We start from the raw sequence: 18852 nt of genomic DNA, 5'->3' as shown, positions 1-18852 counted from the left end.
ACATGGCTGCTCGATACGGCTCCGGGATGTGGCCAGAGACGTATCAAGTGGTTGATCTGCGCACTGTCCAGAGGGTTGCCCCATGACCCGCCAGACCAAGCTGACCAAGGCCGCGCGCGGGCGAGATTGCCAGGTCCGCCTGCCGGGCTGTCCTGGCGACACCGAAACCGTTGTGTTGGCCCATTACCGCCTGGCGGGGATCTGCGGAACGGGCATGAAGCCGCCGGACCTGATTGGGGCCTGGGCCTGCGAGTACTGCCACAGCCTGAGCGATGGCCGCACCAACCGAAACACCCTGGGCATGAGTTACGACGAGATCCGCCTCTATCACGCCGAGGCCGTCTTGCGGACTCAGGCCATTTTGATCAAAGAAGGAAAGGTGAGCGCTTGAGCACCCAAATCAAAACCCTGACGGTGAAGCTGTCGGACGCCGAGATTGCCCGCAATGCCAAGCTTGAGCATGTGCGCGACCTGCGGGACGCCGGCCACCCGGCGCTGCACTTCCGTTTCGCCAAGAATCGCACACGCGGCTCCTGGTACCTGCTCAACAAGCGCAAATGGCATCGCATCGGCGGCTTTCCCGAGCTGAATACCAAGCAGGTGATCGCCGCACTGCCGGCGGTGCGCCTGCGGGTCGCTGCCGACGGCGCGGCCAGTGTTTCTGGCTGGGTAACCGTGGGTGAACTGCTCGATTGGTTCGGTGATCGCATGGCCAAGTCGCGCTCGCTCTCCGATAAGCGCCGGGCTGCGGGCAAGTCCGCTATCAGCTGCCAGCTCAAGCCGCGCTTGGACGATCTGCTGCTGCGCGACGTCAGCGCCCAGACCCTCGACAAGCTGCTGATGTGGCCGGCCCAGGCCGAACTGTCCCTGTCCTACGTGCAGCAGCTGTACCGCCTGCTCGCGGTAGCGTTCCGTCAGGCCCGAAAGCTGGACCTGATCCCGGTCAACCCGATGGCGGAAATGAAGTTCGTCAACTTCACCACGGCGCGGATCCTGCCCAAGCCGGCGCGGTTGCGTGACGTGCAGCTACAGGACCTGGTGAGCCTGTTGGCCGAGCGCTTCGACAGCGCGCCAGTTGATGCCATGCTGGCCTTGATGATGCTGTGCCACGGCACCCGGATCGGTGAGACCCGCCAGTCCCGCTGGGCCGACATCGCGCTACCAGAGCGCGAGTGGTTCATCCCGGCAGAACACACCAAGACCAAGACTGAGCTGCGTGTGCCACTGACCGACCAAGTTTGCTCGCTCCTACAGAGATACCGTGGCCTACAGGCTGCCCAAGGGTATGAAGGCGCCTTCCTATTCCCGTCGCGCCGAGGCAAGCCGCTGAGCGACCACCAGGCGAGCGCGGCATTCACACGGCTAGGGCAGGGCGCCTGGACCAGCCACGACCTACGCAAGGTGGCCCGTACCGCGTGGACTGACCTCGGCGTAGACGGCCACATAGGCGAGATGCTGCTCAACCATTCCCTGGGCAAGATCGCCTCCACCTACATCAACACCCAGGCCAAAGAGCAGCGCCGCCTGGCCTTGGTGAAGTGGCACAACTGGTTAGATGAGCGTGGTTTCAAGGCGATTCACGCGCAGACAGGAGTTAGATATGAAGATTCGCAAAACCTCGTAGACGCCTTGAACGGCGTGGCCTGCGAGCCAGAACCACAATTTGTTAAGGGCGAGGTTTAAAAATGGCGAATCAGGTACGTTTTACCCCGCTTCCAGAGCTGGTCAGGCTGGCCAAGGTCGCGAAAGAGGGCGGTTGCGATGTCACTGAAATCATTGGTGACAGGTGTTCGATGTACTCTGCTCAAGGCGCGCTGATCGACTTTTATGAGGCTGCCACGCCCACTGCGTTTCTGGCCTTAGTGACAATGAGTCGCGGACATATGGAGGAGACACATCGAGCCCATGCCCGCTGTGCCCAACTTGAGGCAGAACTCTCTGATCTTCGGTCTCGGATGCTGGAGGCCAAATGAAGAAGTCCCACGGCCCAGCTTTCCGCCGCACCTTGATACCTCTGGAGCACTGCAAGTCTTGCAAGGGAAAGGCAGTGATTCAAGGTCTCTTCCATCACCTGGATTGCATCGACTGCCATGCCTCGGGCTGGGTCCGGGCGGATGGCGGTGAGCCGCTTTCGCTTCAGGACTTGGTGACCCAATTGAGTTTCAACCTGAATGCAGCCCAGGACATGTTCCTGGCGAGTAAGAGCGACCTGAAACCGGTGGGCCTTCTCAACTATTACGACCAGAACAATCGCCGCGGCGCCGGCGGCACTAACTTTACAGGGGATTGAGCCATGGCCTTCACACCGAGCTTTAGAGAGCGTACTGCCGAGGATCTGCTTGAGCATTGGGGCCGCTGGGTTGTACTGGGCTCCGGCGTGTCGTGCTGCGCCTCCCGCGAGAACACCGTGCTGTCGCCAATGATCACCGACGACGATGCCTTGATGATCGATGGCTTGATGGGGCGGCTGCTCAAGCGTTACCCCGAATGCGGGCAGGTGCTGATGAAGTACTACACCAGGCTCGACAGCTCCTTAATGGAGGTTGGTAAGAAGATGGGCTTCGGGGAAGAGAAGACGCGGCAGCTCTGGAAGGCGGGTGTTGCGTGGATTGATGGAGCTTTAGATATTCGTCGTCAGGCTGCTTGACAGGCCCGGGGACGATATATAGATTTAAGTTACTTTGCGGTTTTTCCGCGAGCAAAGCCCGACCCTAGAGTTGGGCTTTTTGCTTTCTGGAGATGATCAAAGCCCGGCGGCAACGTGCAGGGGTAACAGTCAGCGTGGGGACTGGGGGGAAACGCCACGACAGAGACCTGATAGGGTCTCCATCTCCACCCACATTGAGCCTCGGCATTTGCCGGGGCTTTTCTCGTTAAGAGGCGCAGAAAATGTCCGGCTCTATTCAATCCAACAACTACGTGCCGGGCGTTTCCGGTTGGAAGCTTGACCAGGCCACCGGCACCTTCGAGATCAACGGCTTGCCGAGAGAGCGATCGAATACGGTCATCAAAGACGGAAAGCTGGTAATCAGTACAAACGGTGCACCCCAGGTCGTTCTGGGCAATCTTCCGGATCTGCGTGATGCCCAAGAGCTCAAGCCATTCATCGTAGTGGACGGTGTGACCTACATCCGCCAGGGCTTCATCGATGATGCCACGGTCACGAAAGCGCTCATCACGCAGGAGTGTTCTGCACGCATAACAGCCGATTCCGTTATGAGTGCCAGGATATCCGCGCTCGAAGCACAAATTTCGCAGCTCCGCTAACGCTTACAAATGGTCCGCACTCCGCGGGCCTTTCCAGTTTTCGGCTCCACCACACCCATCGCGCTGAGCTGGGAGTGCTGCTGGAGCCGGACCTATCACGCTCCCCCAAAGGGAGGACTGCCGGATGTCCTCGAACATGCCTGAGAAAAACCCCGACTTTTGGGCCCAGGTCTGGCTGGTCCTCTCGAATCCACTGTGGCAGGGCGCAATCATGGCCTTCACGATCACGCTATTGCGCGTGCTGTACGACGCAAAAGAGCCGAACTACTGGCGCACCTTTTTTGAAGCGCTGTTGTGTGGGGCCTTGAGCCTGTCAGCCAGCAGCATTATTGAGTGGATGGAATGGCCGCCGAGCCTGTCAGTGGCTGCTGGCGGTGCCATCGGCTTCATTGGTGTGACAGCGATCCGCGACCTGATCATCAGGTTCCTGGGCAGAAAGGCGGACTCAGCATGAAGGCGATAGCAGTGGCAATCATCGTCGCCCTGGTTGGCCTGTTGCTCGTCGGCATCCAGCAGATGCGTGTCGAGGATCTGCGCGCAGAGAAGCGCATTGAATCCCAGGCCAAGGATGAGGCGGTCAAGGCCAACACCGAAAGCCAGGCCACCATCACCACGCTGCGCGCCGAAGCACTTCGCAACGCGGCGTACACCGCAGACCTGGCACAGCGCATCAAGGCCAGCGAGAAGAAAGCCGAGAAGGCGAGGAAAGACTTTGAAGAACTCAAGCGCAACAGCAAGCCTGTTCGTGACTGGGCTGCTCAGCCTCTTCCTGACGGCCTGCGCGGCAAAGCCAGCGGTGGTGACAAAGACCCAGGCCGTAAGAATTGAAGCGCCTGAACTGATCCCCTGTGAGCGGGTGGACCAGGACGAAGCCGACCTTCGCCTCAACGGCGATGTGTGGGAGCTGAAGGACAAGGCCATCAAATTGCTGGATACCTGCGCTGACCAGGTGGACGCCCAAATCGTCCGCAGCCAGAGCAAGTAATCCGCGCCACGTTTTCGAATGCGCCAAATCGTGGCGCGCATAAAGGACCACACCATGAGCACAGTAAGTGCCGAGTACTACCAGATCAAAGGGATGGTCAGTGACATGCCAGCGGATGAGCAGGCCGAGGTTGCACGCGTTGAGGCGCTGGTAGTTGAACTGGCCAAGTCATCGAAGCCGGCCTGCCTCGGCGTGATCCTGGCCTCGATCAAGCTGTCGCTGGAGCCTTGATGATGGATCACACATTCGAATGTCCGAAGTGTGGGGCTGTGAAGACTGAGGTAGTGCCTTACTACGGTAGCGGCCTGATGTGCCAGGACTGCCGCCGCGCGCTGCTTCCGCCACCTACAACCGAGCAACGCGGATTGCCATCACCACCGCCAATGCGTACACCTAACACATCCGTTGCGCCCAGCCTCGGCTCGCTACTGATCGTGCTGGTGTTCATCGCTGGTATGGCGGTAGGCGCCAAGATGGCAGGAGGTTGGTGATGGCAAAGATATCCAGCCTCAAGCCCAGGCTGACGCCGGTCACTACCCGCAAGGTCTCGTCGGTTGCTGAGTCCGCCGGCGCTGATAGCTGGGGCACGGGCCGAGGGGGTAGGCCATGGCGCCGAAAGCGTGAAGCGATCCTGATCCGTGACAACTACACCTGTCGGGTGTGCGGGCTGACCACCAAGGACCTTGAGGTAGACCACATCATCAACATCGCCCAGGGCGGCACCGATGACGATGGCAACCTCCAGGCGCTATGCATCCCATGCCACAAAGCCAAGACCGCGCTCGAGTCGACTGCGCAGCGGTGCTGATTGGTGGTGCTGCACGTCAATGGCGTGCCACAACGGGCCACTGGCGTGCCACAAGGGGGGGGAGGGTCTAAAGTTCACGACCTTTTGTCTCGGACACCACTCCCCCTCTCACGCGCAGATTTTCTCCCACTTTTGAAAAAGGAATTCAGCAAATGGCAGGCGTTAAAGGCAAGAGCGGGGGCGCTCGCCCCAACTCTGGCGGCGCGCGGCCTGGTGCTGGAAGGAAAAAGAAGGTCGAGCCGGAATCAGCAAATTCCTCGGCGGTCTCTGTGGAGTTTGAGGCACAACCTCACGGCGGCGCGTTGAAGCGCGAGAGGGCGGTGCCGGTGCCAGCGCCTGAGATGGATATGCTGGCCCTGCTGACTAAGATCGCGCTCGGTCAACTCGACGCGAGCCCCATTCAGGTTAGGGCAGCCATCGCAGCAGTCCAATACACCCACGTCAAAAAAGCGGAGGGCGGCAAGAAGGACGGGAAGCAGAAGGCGGCTGAAGAGGCTGCTGGAAAATTCAACCGGCAGGCCCCGCCCAAATTAGTAGCAGCTAACGGTAAGCAGGTTTAACTATGGAATGGTCGACCGCATGTCCTGACTGGGAGCAGCGCCTGATCGACCATAAATCGATTATCCCTCCTCCGATTTTCGTAGAAGAAGCGGAGCGTGCACTTCAAATATTTAAGGAGTTGCGCGTTCCAGATCTGCCGGGCAAGCCAAGGATGGCCGACTGTTGCGATGAGTGGGTACTCGACTACGTTCGCTGCATCTTCGGCGCTTACGATGCTGAGACCGGCAAGCAAATGATCCGCGAGTTCGGCTTACTGATCAGCAAGAAGAACACGAAGAGCACCATCGCAGCCGGCATCATGCTCACTGCCTTGATTCTCTGCTGGCGTGAGGAAGAGGAGCATCTGATTCTGGCGCCGACCAAGGAGGTTGCGGACAACGCTTTCAAGCCAGCTGCCGGGATGGTTCGCGCTGATGAAGAGCTTTCAGCGATGTTCCACATCCAGGAACACACCAGGACCATCACGGACCGAACCACCCTGAACTCATTGAAAGTCGTTGCGGCTGACACTGACACCGTTTCCGGCAAGAAGTCGGGCAAGGTGCTGGTCGATGAGCTTTGGGTGTTTGGCAAGCGCGCAAATGCCGAGTCGATGTTCATGGAGGCCCTAGGCGGACAGATATCCCGCGAAGAGGGATGGGTCATCTATCTCACCACTCAAAGTGATGAGCCGCCGGCAGGGGTTTTCAAGGAGCGCCTGAGTTACTGGCGCGATGTTCGTGATGGAAAGGTTGTGGATTGCAAGACGCTGGGGGTTCTTTACGAGTTCCCGGTCCGGATGGTCGCTAACAAGCAATACCTGAATCCAGAAAACTTCTACATCACCAACCCGAACATCGGGCGCTCCGTGAGTGCGGAGTGGCTAGAAGACCAGCTCAAGAAAAGGCTGGGCACTTCAGATGGATCATTGCAGAAGTTCCTGGCCAAGCATCTGAATATCGAAATTGGTCTGAACTTAAGGACCGACCGGTGGGCGGGGGCTGATCACTGGGAAGCCGCCGGCGACAAGTCGCTCACCTTTGATGAGTTGCTGCGGCGCTCCGAGGTGATTGTGGTAGGTATCGATGGCGGCGGCCTTGATGACTTGTTGGGCCTGAGTTTGATTGGCCGCGAGCGTGAAACTCGGCGCTGGTTGCACTGGGCGCACGCCTGGGCCCACCAGATCGCACTCGACCGCCGCAAGGATATCGTTTCAAACCTGCGCGACTTCGAAGCTGATGGCGATCTGACCATTGTCGAGCGGCCAGGTGATGATGTCCTGCAGGTCGCAGATATCATCTGCGAAGTCCGGGACGCTGGATTACTGCCTGACAAGCAGGCAATAGGCGTCGATGCGGCCGGTATCGGCGATATCGTTGACGAGCTCACCACTGAAGATCGCGGCATTACCATGGAGCAGATTGTTTCTATCTCCCAGGGCTGGCGACTCAACGGCGCAATCAAAACCACAGAGCGCAAGGTTGCGGGCGGCGAGTTTGTGCACGGTGGCACGCGGCTCATGGCCTGGTGCGTCGGCAACGCCAGAACTGTTGCGGTTGGCAACGCGATAGCGATCAACAAACAGGTGAGCGGGTCGGCAAAGATTGACCCGCTCATGGCTACCTTCGACGCAACAACGCTCATAGCGCTGAACCCGGTGGGTTGCGGTGATCTACAGGGCTTTTTCGACAATCCAATTATGGTGGGGCTTTGATGGCGCGCGAAAAGAAACCCGGGCGAATCAAGGCCACTCTTCAAAATTGGCTTGGTGTGCCCATCGGCTTAAAGGATGGTTCGTTCTGGCAGGAATGGTTCGGAAGTTCAGTCAGTGGACAGCACGTATCGGTTGATAAAGCCATGCAGCTGTCCACGGTATGGGCCTGCGTGCGTTTGCTTTCGGAATCGGTATCTACGTTGCCGCTGAAGCTTTACCGGCGCCTGCCTGATGGCTCAAGGGCGCCAGCTACTGATCATCCGCTTTATCGGCTGCTATGCCGGGTGCCGAACGCAGAAATGACCCCTCAACGCTTCATGCTGTTGGTGGTGGCCAGCATCTGCCTACGCGGGAACGCGTTCGTTGAAAAGAAGATGCTTGCGGGCCGGATCATCGCCCTGGTACCGCTGTTGCCGCAGTGCATGCGGGTCAAGCGCGAGGAAAATGGCCGACTCAAGTACACGTACACCGAGAACGGAGTTGAGCGCGACATCCCCGAAAAATCCCTGATGCATATCCGCGGCTTTGGCCTGGATGGCGTGTGCGGGATGCTGCCCGTGACCACAGGCAAGGAGATATTCGGTTCTGCAATGGCGGTAGAAGAGGCAGCCGCGAAGGTCTTTGCCCAGGGTATGCAGGCCTCCGGGATACTCTCCAGCGACAAGACGCTAACCCCGGCGCAGCGCGAGCAGTTGCGAAGCAGTCTCGGTTCCTTCATGGGCTCCAAGAACGCCGGCAAGATCATGGTGGCCGAGGCTGGGCTCAAGTACCAGGGGATCACAATGAACCCCGAAGCCTCGCAAATGCTTGAGTCGCGATCGTTCAGCATTGAAGAGATGTGCCGGTGGTTCCGGGTGCCGCCCTTTATGGTCGGGCACATGGACAAGCAATCCAGCTGGGCCAGTTCGGTAGAAGCGCAAAACCTGCACTTCCTTACCAACAGTCTGCGCCCGCTACTGGTGAACATCGAACAGGAAATCACCCGGTGCTTGATCGGTGAGGCTGATGCTGACGAGTTCTTCGCTGAGTTTGCGGTAGAAGGCCTACTGCGCGCTGACAGCGCCGGGCGCGGCGCCTGGTACAACACAGCTCTGCAAAACGGCTGGATGTCCCGCAACGAAGTGCGGCGCCTGGAAAACATGGCTCCAATCCCAGGTGGCGATACCTTCACTGTTCAGTCGGCGCTTGTGCCGCTTGACCAGCTCGGCAAACAGTCAGCCGGAATGTCGCCGGCGGCTACCGCCTTCATGTTGCGCATCACTGCGGCAAATCAGAGCGGGGACAAGGAAGCCATCAAGGAAGCCTTCGACTTGGCTAACAAGGCGCTCGATGCCGGAAACCCGGACGGGCCAATGATGGCCCACGCACTGATATCACTACCGCGGCTCCTCGCCGCCTGATCCTGGAGTAACCAATGACCCTTAAGACCATTCCGGCGGCGCCGGAGGCTCGGCCGCGCGCGCAGGTTCACTGCGACCTGACGCCGAAGGCCTTGGAGCGGTGGAATCCATCGATCAAGGCGGCAAGCACGGACGACAACTCCATCACCATTTACGACCCAATAGGGTTTGATTGGTGGACGGGCGAGGGCGTGACTGCAAAGCGGATCAGTGCCGCGCTGCGATCAATCGGTGACAGCGATGTAACGGTGAAGATCAACAGCCCAGGCGGCGACGTGTTTGAAGGCCTGGCCATCTACAACCTGCTGCGTGAACACAAAGGCAAGGTAACAGTGCAAATCCTCGGCCTGGCAGCCTCGGCCGCATCGTTCATCGCCATGGCAGCGGATGAAATCCAGATTGCTCGGGCCGGCTTCCTGATGATTCACAACAGCTGGACCATGGCCGCCGGTGACCGCAACGACATTCGAGAGGTGGCCGACTTCCTCGAGCAGATCGACGGAACACTCGCTGATATCTACGCCGTACGCACCGGTGACCCCATTGAGGCCATGCGCAAGCTAATGGACGTCGAGACCTGGATGGGCGGCGCCGCTGCAATCGATGCGGGGTTTGCAGACAGCCTTCTGGCATCTGACGCCGCCGTCGAGGATGCCAGCGCATCGGCGCCGCACCAGGTTGCCGCCCGCCGTATGGATCTGATCCTGGCAAAACAGGGCATGCCGCGCTCCGAGCGCCGCGCCCTCATTCAAGAACTCAAGGCTGGTACGCCTGGCGCTACCACCTCCGGCAAGCAGAACGCTGCCGCAACCCCGGTCAACCTGGCCGACCCCATTGCCGAACTACAAGCTGCGCTTTCGCGGTTCTCGGCAGCAGCAATTCAAACCGGAGAAAAACCATGAGCGACACTACTGCCGAGCTGTTGAAGAACGTCTCCAACGAGCTCAAGAAGGCAACCGACGAATTCAGCAAACAGGCTGAAAATGCACTGACCGAAGCCAAGAAGGCCGGCTCCTTGTCGGCGGAAACCAAAAACGCAGTCGACGAACTGGCCACCAAATTCAACAGCCTGACCGAGGCTGAAAAGCAGCTGAAGGCACAACTCGGCGAGCTGGAGCAGGAGTTTGCACGCATCCCTGCCAGTACTGCCGCTGCTTCCCGTGACACCGTGGGAGGGGTGGTGATCAAAAGCGAAGCGCTGAAGCAATTCTCCGCTCACATCGAGGGCAATCGTCGCATCAGCATCCCGGTGCATGCCGCCTTGTTGAGTGGCAACGTACCTGCTGGTGTGGTTGAGCCGCAACGCCTGCCGGGCATTGATGCCGCTCCGAAACAGCGCCTGTTTATCCGCGACCTCATTGCCCCTGGACGCACCACGTCGCCCGCGATCTTCTGGGTTCAGCAAACCGGCTTCACCAACGCCGCCAGAGTAGTGGCTGAGGGCACTCAGAAGCCTTACAGCGACATCCAGTTCGCGACCAAGATCACCCCGGTCAGCACCATCGCGCATATGTTCAAGTCGTCGAAGCAGATTCTGGATGACTTTGCACAACTGCAATCGACCATCGATACCGAAATGCGCTACGGCCTGAAGTATGCCGAAGAGCAGGAAATTCTGTTCGGCGACGGCACTGGTGTGCACCTGCACGGCATCGTGCCGCAGGCATCTGCCTTCGATCCTGCGTTCCAGGTCCAAGACCAAACCGGGATCGATGATCTGCGCCTCGCCATGTTGCAGGCTCAGCTGGCGCGCCTGCCTGCGTCTGGCCATGTGCTGCACTTCATCGATTGGGCAAAGATCGAACTCACCAAGGATTCGCTGGGCCGCTACATCCTGGCTAACCCGCTGGGCCTGTCCGGTCCGTTGCTGTGGGGTTTGCCGGTGGTAGCGACCGAGATCGCGGCTTTCCAGGGCAAGTTCCTGACCGGCGCATTCCAGACCGGTGCGCAGTTGTTCGACCGTGAAGATGCCAATGTGGTGATCTCCACCGAGAACGCCGACGACTTTGAGAAGAACATGATCTCGATTCGTTGCGAAGAGCGTGCCGCGCTGGCAGTGAAGCGCCCTGAGGCATTCATCTACGGCTCGTTTACTCCGCCGAAAGCCCCTTAAACCCTGAGAGGGCCGCACCTGTTGCGGCCTATCGGAGCACGTCATGAAGATGAAAACGACCAAGCCGCTTTATTTGGGCGGTAAAACGTTGTCGGAAGACTCGGTGTTCGTCACTGACGAGCAGCACGGCCGCCAGCTTTTGCAGAAGGGTTACGCCGTGGAGTGCGACGACGACGGCGAGCCGCTGGTGGACCTGACTGAACAGGGTGACTCAACCGATCCGCTGACCACCGATACGGCCTCAGGCAAGCCGGTCCGCAAGAAGAAAGGCTCCTAACATGACTGTGATCCCGATCGAGATGGCCATGCAGCACCTACGGGCGGATAGCGAGGATCAGAGCTACGTTGCGCTGGTTCTGGAGGCTGCTGAGGATAGCGCGGCCCGGTACCTGAATCGCAAGTTTTACGCCGACGCTGATGCGCTTGCCGCGGCAGTCCTCGCTGGTGATGCGGGTACTGATCCTATCTTGGTCAACCCATCGATCCGTGCTGCCTGCCTGTTGATTGCTGGCAACCTCTACGGCAATCGTGAGGATGTTGTGGTGGGCAACATCTCTTCCGAGTTACCGATGGGGTCCAGGTCTATGTTGATGCCTTATCGCGTCGAGCTGGGTGTGTAATGAGGGCCGGTCCGCTTCGACACTCTTGCATGCGCCGCGGCTACATCGAAGGCAAGGATGCCCTTGGCCAGCCCTCGAAGGTCTGGGGCGACCTAGGCAAGATCTGGGCGGAAATCAACACTCCCTCCGGACGCATGTACGAAGCCGCGTCACAGATGCAGGTAACGGTCAACGCCGAGATCAACATCCGCTACCGCAAGGACGTGGTTGCGGGCCAGCACTTGGTGCATGACGGCACGACCTACGAAATCGTCGCGCCGCTACCTACCAACCAGCGCGACATGCTGAAACTCATGTGCAAAACGGTGAAGCCAAAATGAGCAACGGATCGCTGACAGTTCTGGGGCTTGGTGAGCTGCAGGCCGATTTCGAGCGCCTGGCCAAGTCAGTGGGCAACAAGATCGCCAGGGATGCAGTTATGGCTGGTGCCAGGGTGGCCAGGGACAAGGCCCGGAGCACGGCACCGGTTCGCACGGGCAAATTGAAGAAGAACATTATTGCTGTCAGCGTGAAACAGGCAGACACGCCTGGCGGCGCTACTGCCGGCATTCGCGTAAAGAATCCAACCGGCAAGCAAGCCAAGGCGCTCAAGCGTCCCGGCAAAAAAGGGCGCACCTCGAAAACGGATTACGAATCACCGTTCTACTGGAAGTTCCTGGAGCTGGGCACATCGAAGATGCCGGCTCATCCATTTATTCGACCATCTTGGGACGGCAGCCTGCCTCAGATCGAAAAGGCCGTTGCCGACAAGCTGGCCGAAGGCATCGACAACGCCATCACCCGGTAACCCCAATGATTGAGAAATCCCTCATCGACAGGCTTTCGCCTTTGGTCGACGGGCGAGTGTACTTCGGCGTTGCGCCGGTGGACGCCGCCCAGCCACGCCTGGTGATTCAAACGGTAGGCACCACCACCGGTTTCACGCTCGCCGGATGGGATGGCTCCAGCGACCTCACTATTCAGCTCGACGCATGGGGGGAGAGCTTCCTCGAGGCGCTCACGCTTGCTGGCCTGGCCTTTACCGCGATGACCACGGATGGCGCTGACTTCACCACCGGCAGCGCAGACCGCCTGGCGGATGTGTTCGAGAACGACACCAAACTTTTCAGCGTGAGCTGGGAATACACCCTGCAACCATAGGAGGCCACATGGCCGCTCAAAACCCAACGAAAGCGAAGTTTGTCAAAACGCAGGGCACGGCTCTCAGCGTTTCTAAAACCACCACCCTGGACCCCAAGGATGAGGCCCTGACCTGGGCCGATCTGTCCGTCACCATTAAGCAGCCTCAGTTCCAGGGCGGCCAGTCGGACGAAATTGAAACCACGGTGCTCGCCAGTGTGGCCAAGGAGTTCACCACGGGCCTGGCTGACAACGGCACCTTCAGCATGTCCGGCAACTGGAAGGCAGACGACGAAGCACAGACCGTCCTGCGTACCGCGCGCGACGACGCCGAGCCTCGCGCCTTCAAGTCGGTGTTCAAGGATGGCACCTCCTCGACGTTCCTTGGCCTGGTCACCCAGTTCACCTGGGACGCTGCGCCGAACGGTACCGTGAACGGCACGTTTAACGTGCGTATCACTGGCGCCGTGTCCTTCGACCTGCCTCCGGTGACTCCATAATGGCGCGCACGAAGATCGGCGCCGTGGCGGATCTGCGCTCCATGGCACTGGACCCGATGCGCAACTTCAAGCATGAGCGCCTCACCATCGACGAGTGGGAGGGCGCCCAGGTGGTGGTCAGGGCGTTGAGCGCTGGCGACTGGGTTGAGTATCGCCGCCGCGCTGCTTTGGCGGTTGCTGAAGCCCGTCAGGATGCTGGGCTTCCGGCCCAGCCTCCAGCAACTGAAGGTGTCGAGGAGGCGCCGCTTGAGCCGCGGGTGGAGATTCATTCCTCGCCGCTCTATGCATTCGTCCTGGTGCGGGCCTTGCTCGATGAGAACAATGCCCGAGTGTTCCAGGACGAGGACGTGCCTTCCGTAGCTGATGCCTTCAGCCCAGTGCATGACCGGCTCGTCGGCAAGGTTTTCGAGCTGAGTGGCGTAGCGGCCGGCGCTGGCGCGCAAGACCCGGTGGATGCCGCGGGAAACGACTGACGGAGGAGCCGGAGTTGGCATTTATGCTGACTCTTGCCCTCCGGCTTGGCATGACACTCCAAGACCTGCGCTCACGGATGAGCGCGGAGGAGCTGTTCCTCTGGATGGCCTATAACCAGGAGTCACCGCTAAGCGACACCCGCGGCGATATCCAGGCCTCGATCATTGCTGCTTCGGTGTTCCAGGCTCAAGGCGCGAAAGTTTCGGCTGTCGACCTGATGCCTAAATGGAAGGATGAGGCGGCGGTTGTGGTTGATGAGGCGGCCCAGGCTGAGGAGGGGGTAGAAATGTTCAAGGCTTTCCTGATGGTCAAGGCCGAGGAGGGCTAGGCCGCAGGATGAGGCTCGTTTTTCTTCGCTGTGCGGTGATAGAGTCGCTCGCTCAACAAAGGAGGTGGCGAGTGACTTTTATTTTATGGATTGTGACAGCGTTGATAGTTTTTTTTGCAATCGGCCTTTGCCGTGAGTTTGCGAAAACTACCGGGTCTGAGCCGTTATTGCGCTGGACGCTTGGCATTAGCGCCGCAATTATCGGGGGGATGTGGTGGGCATATCTATCTTGGGCTGGCAGTCCAAATAGAGAGGTTGAGCGCGCACAGAAAGATTGTGATGACACGACAATGGCTTATGTCATGTCTCAGAACTTCGTAAAGCAACGCCTCAAGGCTCCCGGGTCAGCTGAATTCCCATATCTAAATGGCAGGGACGTTGTTTCCGCATCTGATCATAAATGCACGTTTTATGTGTCTGCGTATGTGGACTCTCAGAATGGGTTCGGGGCGAGTATACGGACCTACTACAAAGCCACGATGACCTATGACAGGAACGAAAAGTTATGGCGAGCCCCCGAGCTAGTCATTGAGTAACCATTAAAACCCGCCTCGGCGGGTTTTTTAATGTCTGGAGAAAAGCATGGCAGGGCAAACACTTCGCTCTTTGATCGTAAGCGTTTCCGCTGAAACAAGTGCGTATCAACGCGAAATGGCCCGCGCTAGTCGCATGGGGCAGAGCTATCTCAGGACCATCACTTCTGGGAATAGGGATGCAACCAGTTCGTGGCGCTCGCAGGAAGCAGCCGTTCGCGCCCAGGGTGCGGCTATGCAATCCCTTACATCCACAGTGGGCAGTTACGCAGCGGCGATGGCTGGGGCGCTGGCGGTTGGCAATGTGATTCACCAAGCCGACGCCTGGAACCAAGTAAACGCCCGACTGAAGCAGGCCACGACCGGCACGGAAGACTTTGCAGTTAGCCAGAAATCGCTTTTTGAGCTCAGTCAGAGGACTGGCACGTCATTTGCGGACAACGCTGGTTTGTTCAGTCGCTCAGCATCATCGATGCGTGAGTTCGGATATTCCACCTCAGACGTTCTGGGAGTGACTGAGGCCCTTTCTGTGGGGTTGCAGGTTTCTGGCGCAAGCTCTACGGAGGCATCCTCAGCTATCACGCAATTCGCTCAAGCACTGGCCCAAGGGGTACTCAGGGGGGAGGAGTTCAACTCGATCGCCGATAGTGGTGATCGAGTCCTGCGGGCGCTCGCTGCGGGAATGGGTGTCGCCAGGAGTGAGCTCAAAGCCATGGCCGACAAGGGCCTTATAACCATAGATAAGCTTGTACCTGCGCTGATCGGCCAACTCGGCGTTTTGAATGCTGAGTTCAAGGCAATGCCGCCCTCCGTAAGTCGGTCGACTACAGCACTGACAAATGCTTTTCAGGCTTGGATTGGCGGGGCTGACAATGCAACTGGCAGCACTGCAGTGCTTTCTGGCGCAATTGATCTTGTCGCTAAGAACATGGATGTCCTGGCCGCATCGGCCTTAACCGCAGGCGCTGCCTATGTCGGGTTGAAGTCTGGCGAACTAATTAAGGGGTTGCGTGACCAAGTCAGCGCTTTGCGCGAAGCTCGATCCGCTGAAATTGGCCGGACTACTGCTCAGCTTGATGCGGCCACCGCTGCCGCCCGGCGCACTGCCGCAGAGGTAGTCGCCGCAGAGTCGCAGGTTGCCGCGACCAGGTTTACCGATGCCCATACAGCCGCACTCAGTCGCCTGCGCCTGGCCAGGCTTGCGGATACACAAGCGACAGCCGCGCAAACTGCTGCGCAGGCCGCTCAAACGGCTGCGACGTCGATGGCTGGTCGTGCCGGATCAGCGCTTCTTGGGGTAATGGGTGGTCCAGTCGGGCTAGCTGTTACTGCTGGAGCAGTGGCTGCCAGCTATCTGCTGTTTCGGGACAACAGCGACAAGGCTCGGCAGGCCACCGTCGATCTCAAGCGACCTGTAGAGGAGTTGCGCAAAGAGTTCGCTGCGCTCGGCAAAGAGCAGGCCAGGTACAAGCTTGATGGAGTGATTCAGCAGCAAGCCGACGCCCAAGTGGCGGCGCAAAAAGCACTGCGCGAGATCCGCGCTGCCGCTCAAGCCAATGACAAATGGGGCGATACCTACTCCGCCAACCCATTCCAGCGCGACCGGGCGGTAACGGACTTCAATCGCCGCATTGCCGGCGGCCAGGGTATTGACTCGGCAAGCCAGCAACTGGTCGCAGCAATCGGCCCAAACGAGGAGATGACCAAGGCTATTAATGCTTCTGCATCCGCGTACGGCGAAGCGATCAAAGCCTCCGGCGATTACGGCGACGTCGCCAATATGCTCACCGCCCGCCTGAACGATGTGGCCACCGCTGCCGGCCAGGCTGGCGCCGGGCTGAAAAAGATTGCGGGGCCCGACAAGAAGACTATTGAGGGCTGGAACACCTACACGAAAACCCTCGTTGAGCGCTTGAACTCCGTCAGGGATGGGGGCGACCTGGTTGGCGAGGTGAACCGGAGGATTGAACGGGAGGGCGTTGACCCCGGTACTGCCGAAGGCTGGCGCATCCTGGCCGGAGCGATCAAGGGGTCTGAAATGGCAGCCAAGGCCTCTGAGGAGGCGCAGCAAAAAGCCAAAAAATCCTCCGAGGATATCCAGCGGCAAGCTGAGCAGCTCAACAATGCATACAAGCAAACCCTGGACAACCTCACCCAACAGGTCGCGCTTTACGGTGAAACAACCGAGATAGGGCGTCTTCGCTACGAGCTAACCACGGGCGAGCTGTCGAAGCTGTCGGAAAAGAACAAGGTCATGCTTCAGAGCAAGGCGATCGAGCTCGACGCGCTCAACGCCAGAAAGGCTTATGACGGCCTGATGTCGAGCCTTCAAACCAAAGAGCAAGCCCTGCTCGCAACGACGAAAGAGCGGATGCAGGTCCTGGAAACAGCCAATCGCGCCGGGAAGCTTTCATCAGACGATTATCGCGCTGGCGCTGATGCCATTTCGAAAGCCACGGTCACGGAAGCGCCAGAGTTCGGCGGAATCGACTCCTCGGTAGGTGGGCCCTCCGGGGAGCTTGTGAAGATCGCCGAGGCTGAAGCAGCCCTGAAAAAGTGGCACGACAAGCAGTTGTCCATGCAGGCAGATCTGCGCGATCAGATCCTGGCCGACCAGCAAAGCACCAACGAGCAGAAGCTTGCCGCCGAGCAGCAGTACCTGGACCGAGTCGTCGAGATCAATCAAACGAACCAGGCGCGGCTTTCGGACATTCAGGGTGCCTACAAAGTAGCTGTGATCGGCACCTTCAGCGAACTGTCGGGCCAGGCCGCCGACATGGTTGGCAAGATCGCTGGCGAGCAGTCCGGCGCGTACAAGGCATTGTTTGTAGCGCAAAAAGCGTTCGCGGTGGCATCGATCATCATGAACGCGCAGATTGCCGCGGCCAAAGCGCCTGCAGAACTAACCATTCTGGGCGGTATCCCGGTGGGCGCGGCGCTGCTTGCTGCGGGCTATGCCAATGCGGGCATGGTCGCCGGCATGGCGCTGGCCGGCTTCTCTGAGGGTGGCTATACCGGCCCCGGTGGCAAGTTTGAGCCGAAGGGGGTGGTTCACGGCGGCGAGGTCGTCATCCGCAAGGAAGTGGTCGATCAGCCTGGGATGAAGGATTACCTCATCGGCCTGAACCGTAGCGGTAAGCCGGGCTATGCAACCGGCGGGTTCGTCGGCAGCCCAGGCATCTCGCCTGCGTTCACTGCTCCTTCTGTTGCTCCCGGAACTGGTTCAGGCTCGGCGCCTGAGATTCACCTGCACATCAATGGCGATGGATCCGGCGGAGCTGTCAATGCTCCCGAAGGATACGAGCAGATGGGTATAGCGTTGTTGGCCACCGCCCGTTCCGAAATGCCGAAGATCGCCCGGCAGGTGATTCAGCAGGAAAAAGGCCAGAACGGCCTGCTTGATCCAAACAATCGGAGAAACAGCTGATGGCAGAGGTATTCAACTGGTCGCCCCGGGTTGGCTCTTCCGGTGACGACCAGCCTGACGTGCTGGAGTCGAAGTTCGGCAGCGGTTACAGCCAGCGCTTATCGGTCGGAATTAACAATGTCGCTGGTGCTTACACAGTTTCCTTCACGGGCGGGGAGGCATACATCAAGCCGATCCGGGAGTTCTTCAAGCGGCACAAGGGGGCAAATCACTTTCTGTGGACCCCGCCGCTTGAAGTTCAGGGCGCGTTCATCACCACCGGAGGCTGGCAGCTGCAAACCCACGGCAACAAGAAGTACACCCTTAGCACCACCTTCCAGCAGGTATTCAATCCATGATCACGTTGGACGACCAGAAGCTAGAGCCCGGCGCGATTATCCAGTTGATCGAGCTGGACGGTGAAGCGCGCGGTATGGGCATCTTGCGGTACCACGCACACCAGCAGTCCACCCCGATCATCTGGAAGGGTGAGACATACCTGCCCAGGCCTTACGAAACGGGCGGCTTTGGGCGTAGCGTTGAGGGCAACAACTCCACGCCCATGCTGAAGATCAGCAATATTGACGGAACGATTACAGCGCTATGCCGGCGCTTCCAGGGGATGAGCGGGGTCAAGCTGACGGTTCGGCAGACTTACGTCAAATACCTAGACCCTGCGAATTTCCCAGAGGGCAACCCGACGGCCAGCACCATGGAAAGGCTCGACATCTCCTATATCAACCAGGTCACCAGCCTGTTGCGTGAAGAGGTGGTGTTTTCGTTGGCCCCTCCGACTGCTGTTAAAGGTCAGAGGTTGCCGGGCGGCCTGATCATGAACCGGTGCGAATGGTGCCTTTGGGGCGAGTACCGCGGCCCGGACTGCAATTACACCGGGATCAAGATGTTCGACCTCGACGGCAACCCAGTGGACGACCCGGCACTGGATCGCTGTGGCGGCCGGCCAAGTGACTGCGAAATCCGCTTTGGCAAGGGCAACCCGTTGTCGTTCGGCGGCGCCCCTGGCGCTGCGCTTATTGGATAGACC

General features: G+C 59.2%; 27 protein-coding genes. All 27 read left to right on the top strand.

The genetic code is table 11. From position 1 onward, the window contains the following. The first annotated feature begins 82 nt into the window (after positions 1-82). The 27 genes from OC445_RS18670 (at position 83) to OC445_RS18540 (ending at position 18849) form a co-directional block, all read left to right on the top strand. Complete coding sequence (locus OC445_RS18670) at positions 83-391, top strand: DUF1364 domain-containing protein (RefSeq protein WP_034127829.1); 309 nt, start codon at positions 83-85, stop codon at positions 389-391. Beyond that, positions 388-1683 carry a tyrosine-type recombinase/integrase gene (locus tag OC445_RS18665; protein ID WP_262020268.1) on the top strand — a complete coding sequence of 432 codons (1296 nt, stop codon included), beginning with the start codon at positions 388-390 and terminating at the stop codon, positions 1681-1683. Before OC445_RS18670 ends, OC445_RS18665 begins: the two co-directional genes overlap by 4 nt. A gap of 2 nt (positions 1684-1685) precedes the next feature. After that, positions 1686-1973: a hypothetical protein gene (locus OC445_RS18660; protein WP_262020267.1), complete on the top strand. Its 288-nt coding sequence runs from the start codon at positions 1686-1688 to the stop codon at positions 1971-1973. Continuing rightward, positions 1970-2290, top strand: coding sequence for a hypothetical protein (locus tag OC445_RS18655; protein WP_262020266.1), 321 nt, complete (start codon positions 1970-1972; stop codon positions 2288-2290). Before OC445_RS18660 ends, OC445_RS18655 begins: the two co-directional genes overlap by 4 nt. A 3-nt stretch (positions 2291-2293) precedes the next feature. Then, positions 2294-2647 carry an antiterminator Q family protein gene (locus OC445_RS18650; protein ID WP_032903592.1) on the top strand — a complete coding sequence of 118 codons (354 nt, stop codon included), beginning with the start codon at positions 2294-2296 and terminating at the stop codon, positions 2645-2647. A 242-nt stretch (positions 2648-2889) separates the two neighbouring features. Further along, complete coding sequence (locus OC445_RS18645) at positions 2890-3267, top strand: hypothetical protein (protein WP_262020265.1); 378 nt, start codon at positions 2890-2892, stop codon at positions 3265-3267. A gap of 136 nt (positions 3268-3403) precedes the next feature. Beyond that, positions 3404-3721: a phage holin, lambda family gene (locus OC445_RS18640; RefSeq protein ID WP_262020283.1), complete on the top strand. Its 318-nt coding sequence runs from the start codon at positions 3404-3406 to the stop codon at positions 3719-3721. After that, positions 3718-4095, top strand: a complete 378-nt coding sequence (locus OC445_RS18635) for a hypothetical protein (RefSeq protein WP_262020264.1) — start codon at positions 3718-3720, stop codon at positions 4093-4095. The genes OC445_RS18640 and OC445_RS18635 overlap by 4 nt, the downstream gene beginning before the upstream one ends. Further along, positions 4067-4252 (top strand): hypothetical protein, encoded by a 186-nt coding sequence (locus OC445_RS18630; RefSeq protein ID WP_262020263.1) that lies wholly within the window; start codon positions 4067-4069, stop codon positions 4250-4252. The genes OC445_RS18635 and OC445_RS18630 overlap by 29 nt, the downstream gene beginning before the upstream one ends. 54 nt (positions 4253-4306) lie before the next feature. After that, positions 4307-4483, top strand: coding sequence for a hypothetical protein (locus OC445_RS18625; protein ID WP_262020262.1), 177 nt, complete (start codon positions 4307-4309; stop codon positions 4481-4483). Between the two features lie 259 nt (positions 4484-4742). Next, complete coding sequence (locus OC445_RS18620) at positions 4743-5060, top strand: HNH endonuclease (protein ID WP_262020261.1); 318 nt, start codon at positions 4743-4745, stop codon at positions 5058-5060. 152 nt (positions 5061-5212) lie between these two features. After that, positions 5213-5620, top strand: a complete 408-nt coding sequence (locus OC445_RS18615) for a hypothetical protein (protein WP_122489761.1) — start codon at positions 5213-5215, stop codon at positions 5618-5620. A 2-nt stretch (positions 5621-5622) separates the two neighbouring features. Continuing rightward, on the top strand, positions 5623-7314 hold the full coding sequence (locus OC445_RS18610) for a terminase large subunit (protein WP_262020260.1): 1692 nt from the start codon (positions 5623-5625) through the stop codon (positions 7312-7314). Beyond that, on the top strand, positions 7314-8714 hold the full coding sequence (locus OC445_RS18605; protein ID WP_248135665.1) for a phage portal protein: 1401 nt from the start codon (positions 7314-7316) through the stop codon (positions 8712-8714). Before OC445_RS18610 ends, OC445_RS18605 begins: the two co-directional genes overlap by 1 nt. A 14-nt stretch (positions 8715-8728) precedes the next feature. Next, entirely contained in the window at positions 8729-9616 is an 888-nt protein-coding gene (locus tag OC445_RS18600; protein ID WP_262020259.1) for a head maturation protease, ClpP-related, read from the top strand. Beyond that, positions 9613-10827, top strand: a complete 1215-nt coding sequence (locus OC445_RS18595) for a phage major capsid protein (protein ID WP_262020258.1) — start codon at positions 9613-9615, stop codon at positions 10825-10827. Before OC445_RS18600 ends, OC445_RS18595 begins: the two co-directional genes overlap by 4 nt. Positions 10828-10870: 43 nt before the next feature. Beyond that, a complete protein-coding gene (locus tag OC445_RS18590; RefSeq protein ID WP_262020257.1) occupies positions 10871-11104 on the top strand; it encodes a hypothetical protein in 234 nt (77 codons plus the stop codon). A 1-nt stretch (position 11105) separates the two neighbouring features. Further along, the gene (locus tag OC445_RS18585) at positions 11106-11447 is read left to right on the top strand and encodes a head-tail connector protein (RefSeq protein ID WP_262020256.1); all 342 of its coding nucleotides are present in this window, start codon (positions 11106-11108) and stop codon (positions 11445-11447) included. A 29-nt stretch (positions 11448-11476) separates the two neighbouring features. Then, positions 11477-11767 (top strand): phage head closure protein, encoded by a 291-nt coding sequence (locus OC445_RS18580; RefSeq protein ID WP_262020255.1) that lies wholly within the window; start codon positions 11477-11479, stop codon positions 11765-11767. Beyond that, positions 11764-12234 carry an HK97-gp10 family putative phage morphogenesis protein gene (locus OC445_RS18575; protein WP_262020254.1) on the top strand — a complete coding sequence of 157 codons (471 nt, stop codon included), beginning with the start codon at positions 11764-11766 and terminating at the stop codon, positions 12232-12234. Before OC445_RS18580 ends, OC445_RS18575 begins: the two co-directional genes overlap by 4 nt. 5 nt (positions 12235-12239) lie before the next feature. After that, on the top strand, positions 12240-12587 hold the full coding sequence (locus OC445_RS18570) for a DUF3168 domain-containing protein (RefSeq protein ID WP_054898076.1): 348 nt from the start codon (positions 12240-12242) through the stop codon (positions 12585-12587). Between the two features lie 8 nt (positions 12588-12595). After that, positions 12596-13066 (top strand): phage tail tube protein, encoded by a 471-nt coding sequence (locus OC445_RS18565; protein ID WP_262020253.1) that lies wholly within the window; start codon positions 12596-12598, stop codon positions 13064-13066. Then, positions 13066-13539, top strand: a complete 474-nt coding sequence (locus OC445_RS18560; RefSeq protein ID WP_262020252.1) for a phage tail assembly chaperone — start codon at positions 13066-13068, stop codon at positions 13537-13539. The genes OC445_RS18565 and OC445_RS18560 overlap by 1 nt, the downstream gene beginning before the upstream one ends. Before the next feature lie 23 nt (positions 13540-13562). Beyond that, positions 13563-13868 carry a DUF4035 domain-containing protein gene (locus tag OC445_RS18555; RefSeq protein ID WP_198834071.1) on the top strand — a complete coding sequence of 102 codons (306 nt, stop codon included), beginning with the start codon at positions 13563-13565 and terminating at the stop codon, positions 13866-13868. Between the two features lie 582 nt (positions 13869-14450). After that, positions 14451-17828 carry a tape measure protein gene (locus OC445_RS18550; RefSeq protein ID WP_262020251.1) on the top strand — a complete coding sequence of 1126 codons (3378 nt, stop codon included), beginning with the start codon at positions 14451-14453 and terminating at the stop codon, positions 17826-17828. Further along, a complete protein-coding gene (locus tag OC445_RS18545; RefSeq protein ID WP_262020250.1) occupies positions 17828-18166 on the top strand; it encodes a phage tail protein in 339 nt (112 codons plus the stop codon). The genes OC445_RS18550 and OC445_RS18545 overlap by 1 nt, the downstream gene beginning before the upstream one ends. Next, positions 18163-18849, top strand: coding sequence for a phage minor tail protein L (locus OC445_RS18540; protein WP_262020249.1), 687 nt, complete (start codon positions 18163-18165; stop codon positions 18847-18849). Before OC445_RS18545 ends, OC445_RS18540 begins: the two co-directional genes overlap by 4 nt. Positions 18850-18852 lie beyond the last annotated feature (3 nt).

The organism is Pseudomonas sp. Pse35 (genome assembly GCF_024519715.1).
Lineage (GTDB): Bacteria > Pseudomonadota > Gammaproteobacteria > Pseudomonadales > Pseudomonadaceae > Aquipseudomonas > Aquipseudomonas paracarnis.
Note: the sequence above shows the minus strand (reverse complement) of the source record. Positions and strands in the feature narration are given on the sequence as shown.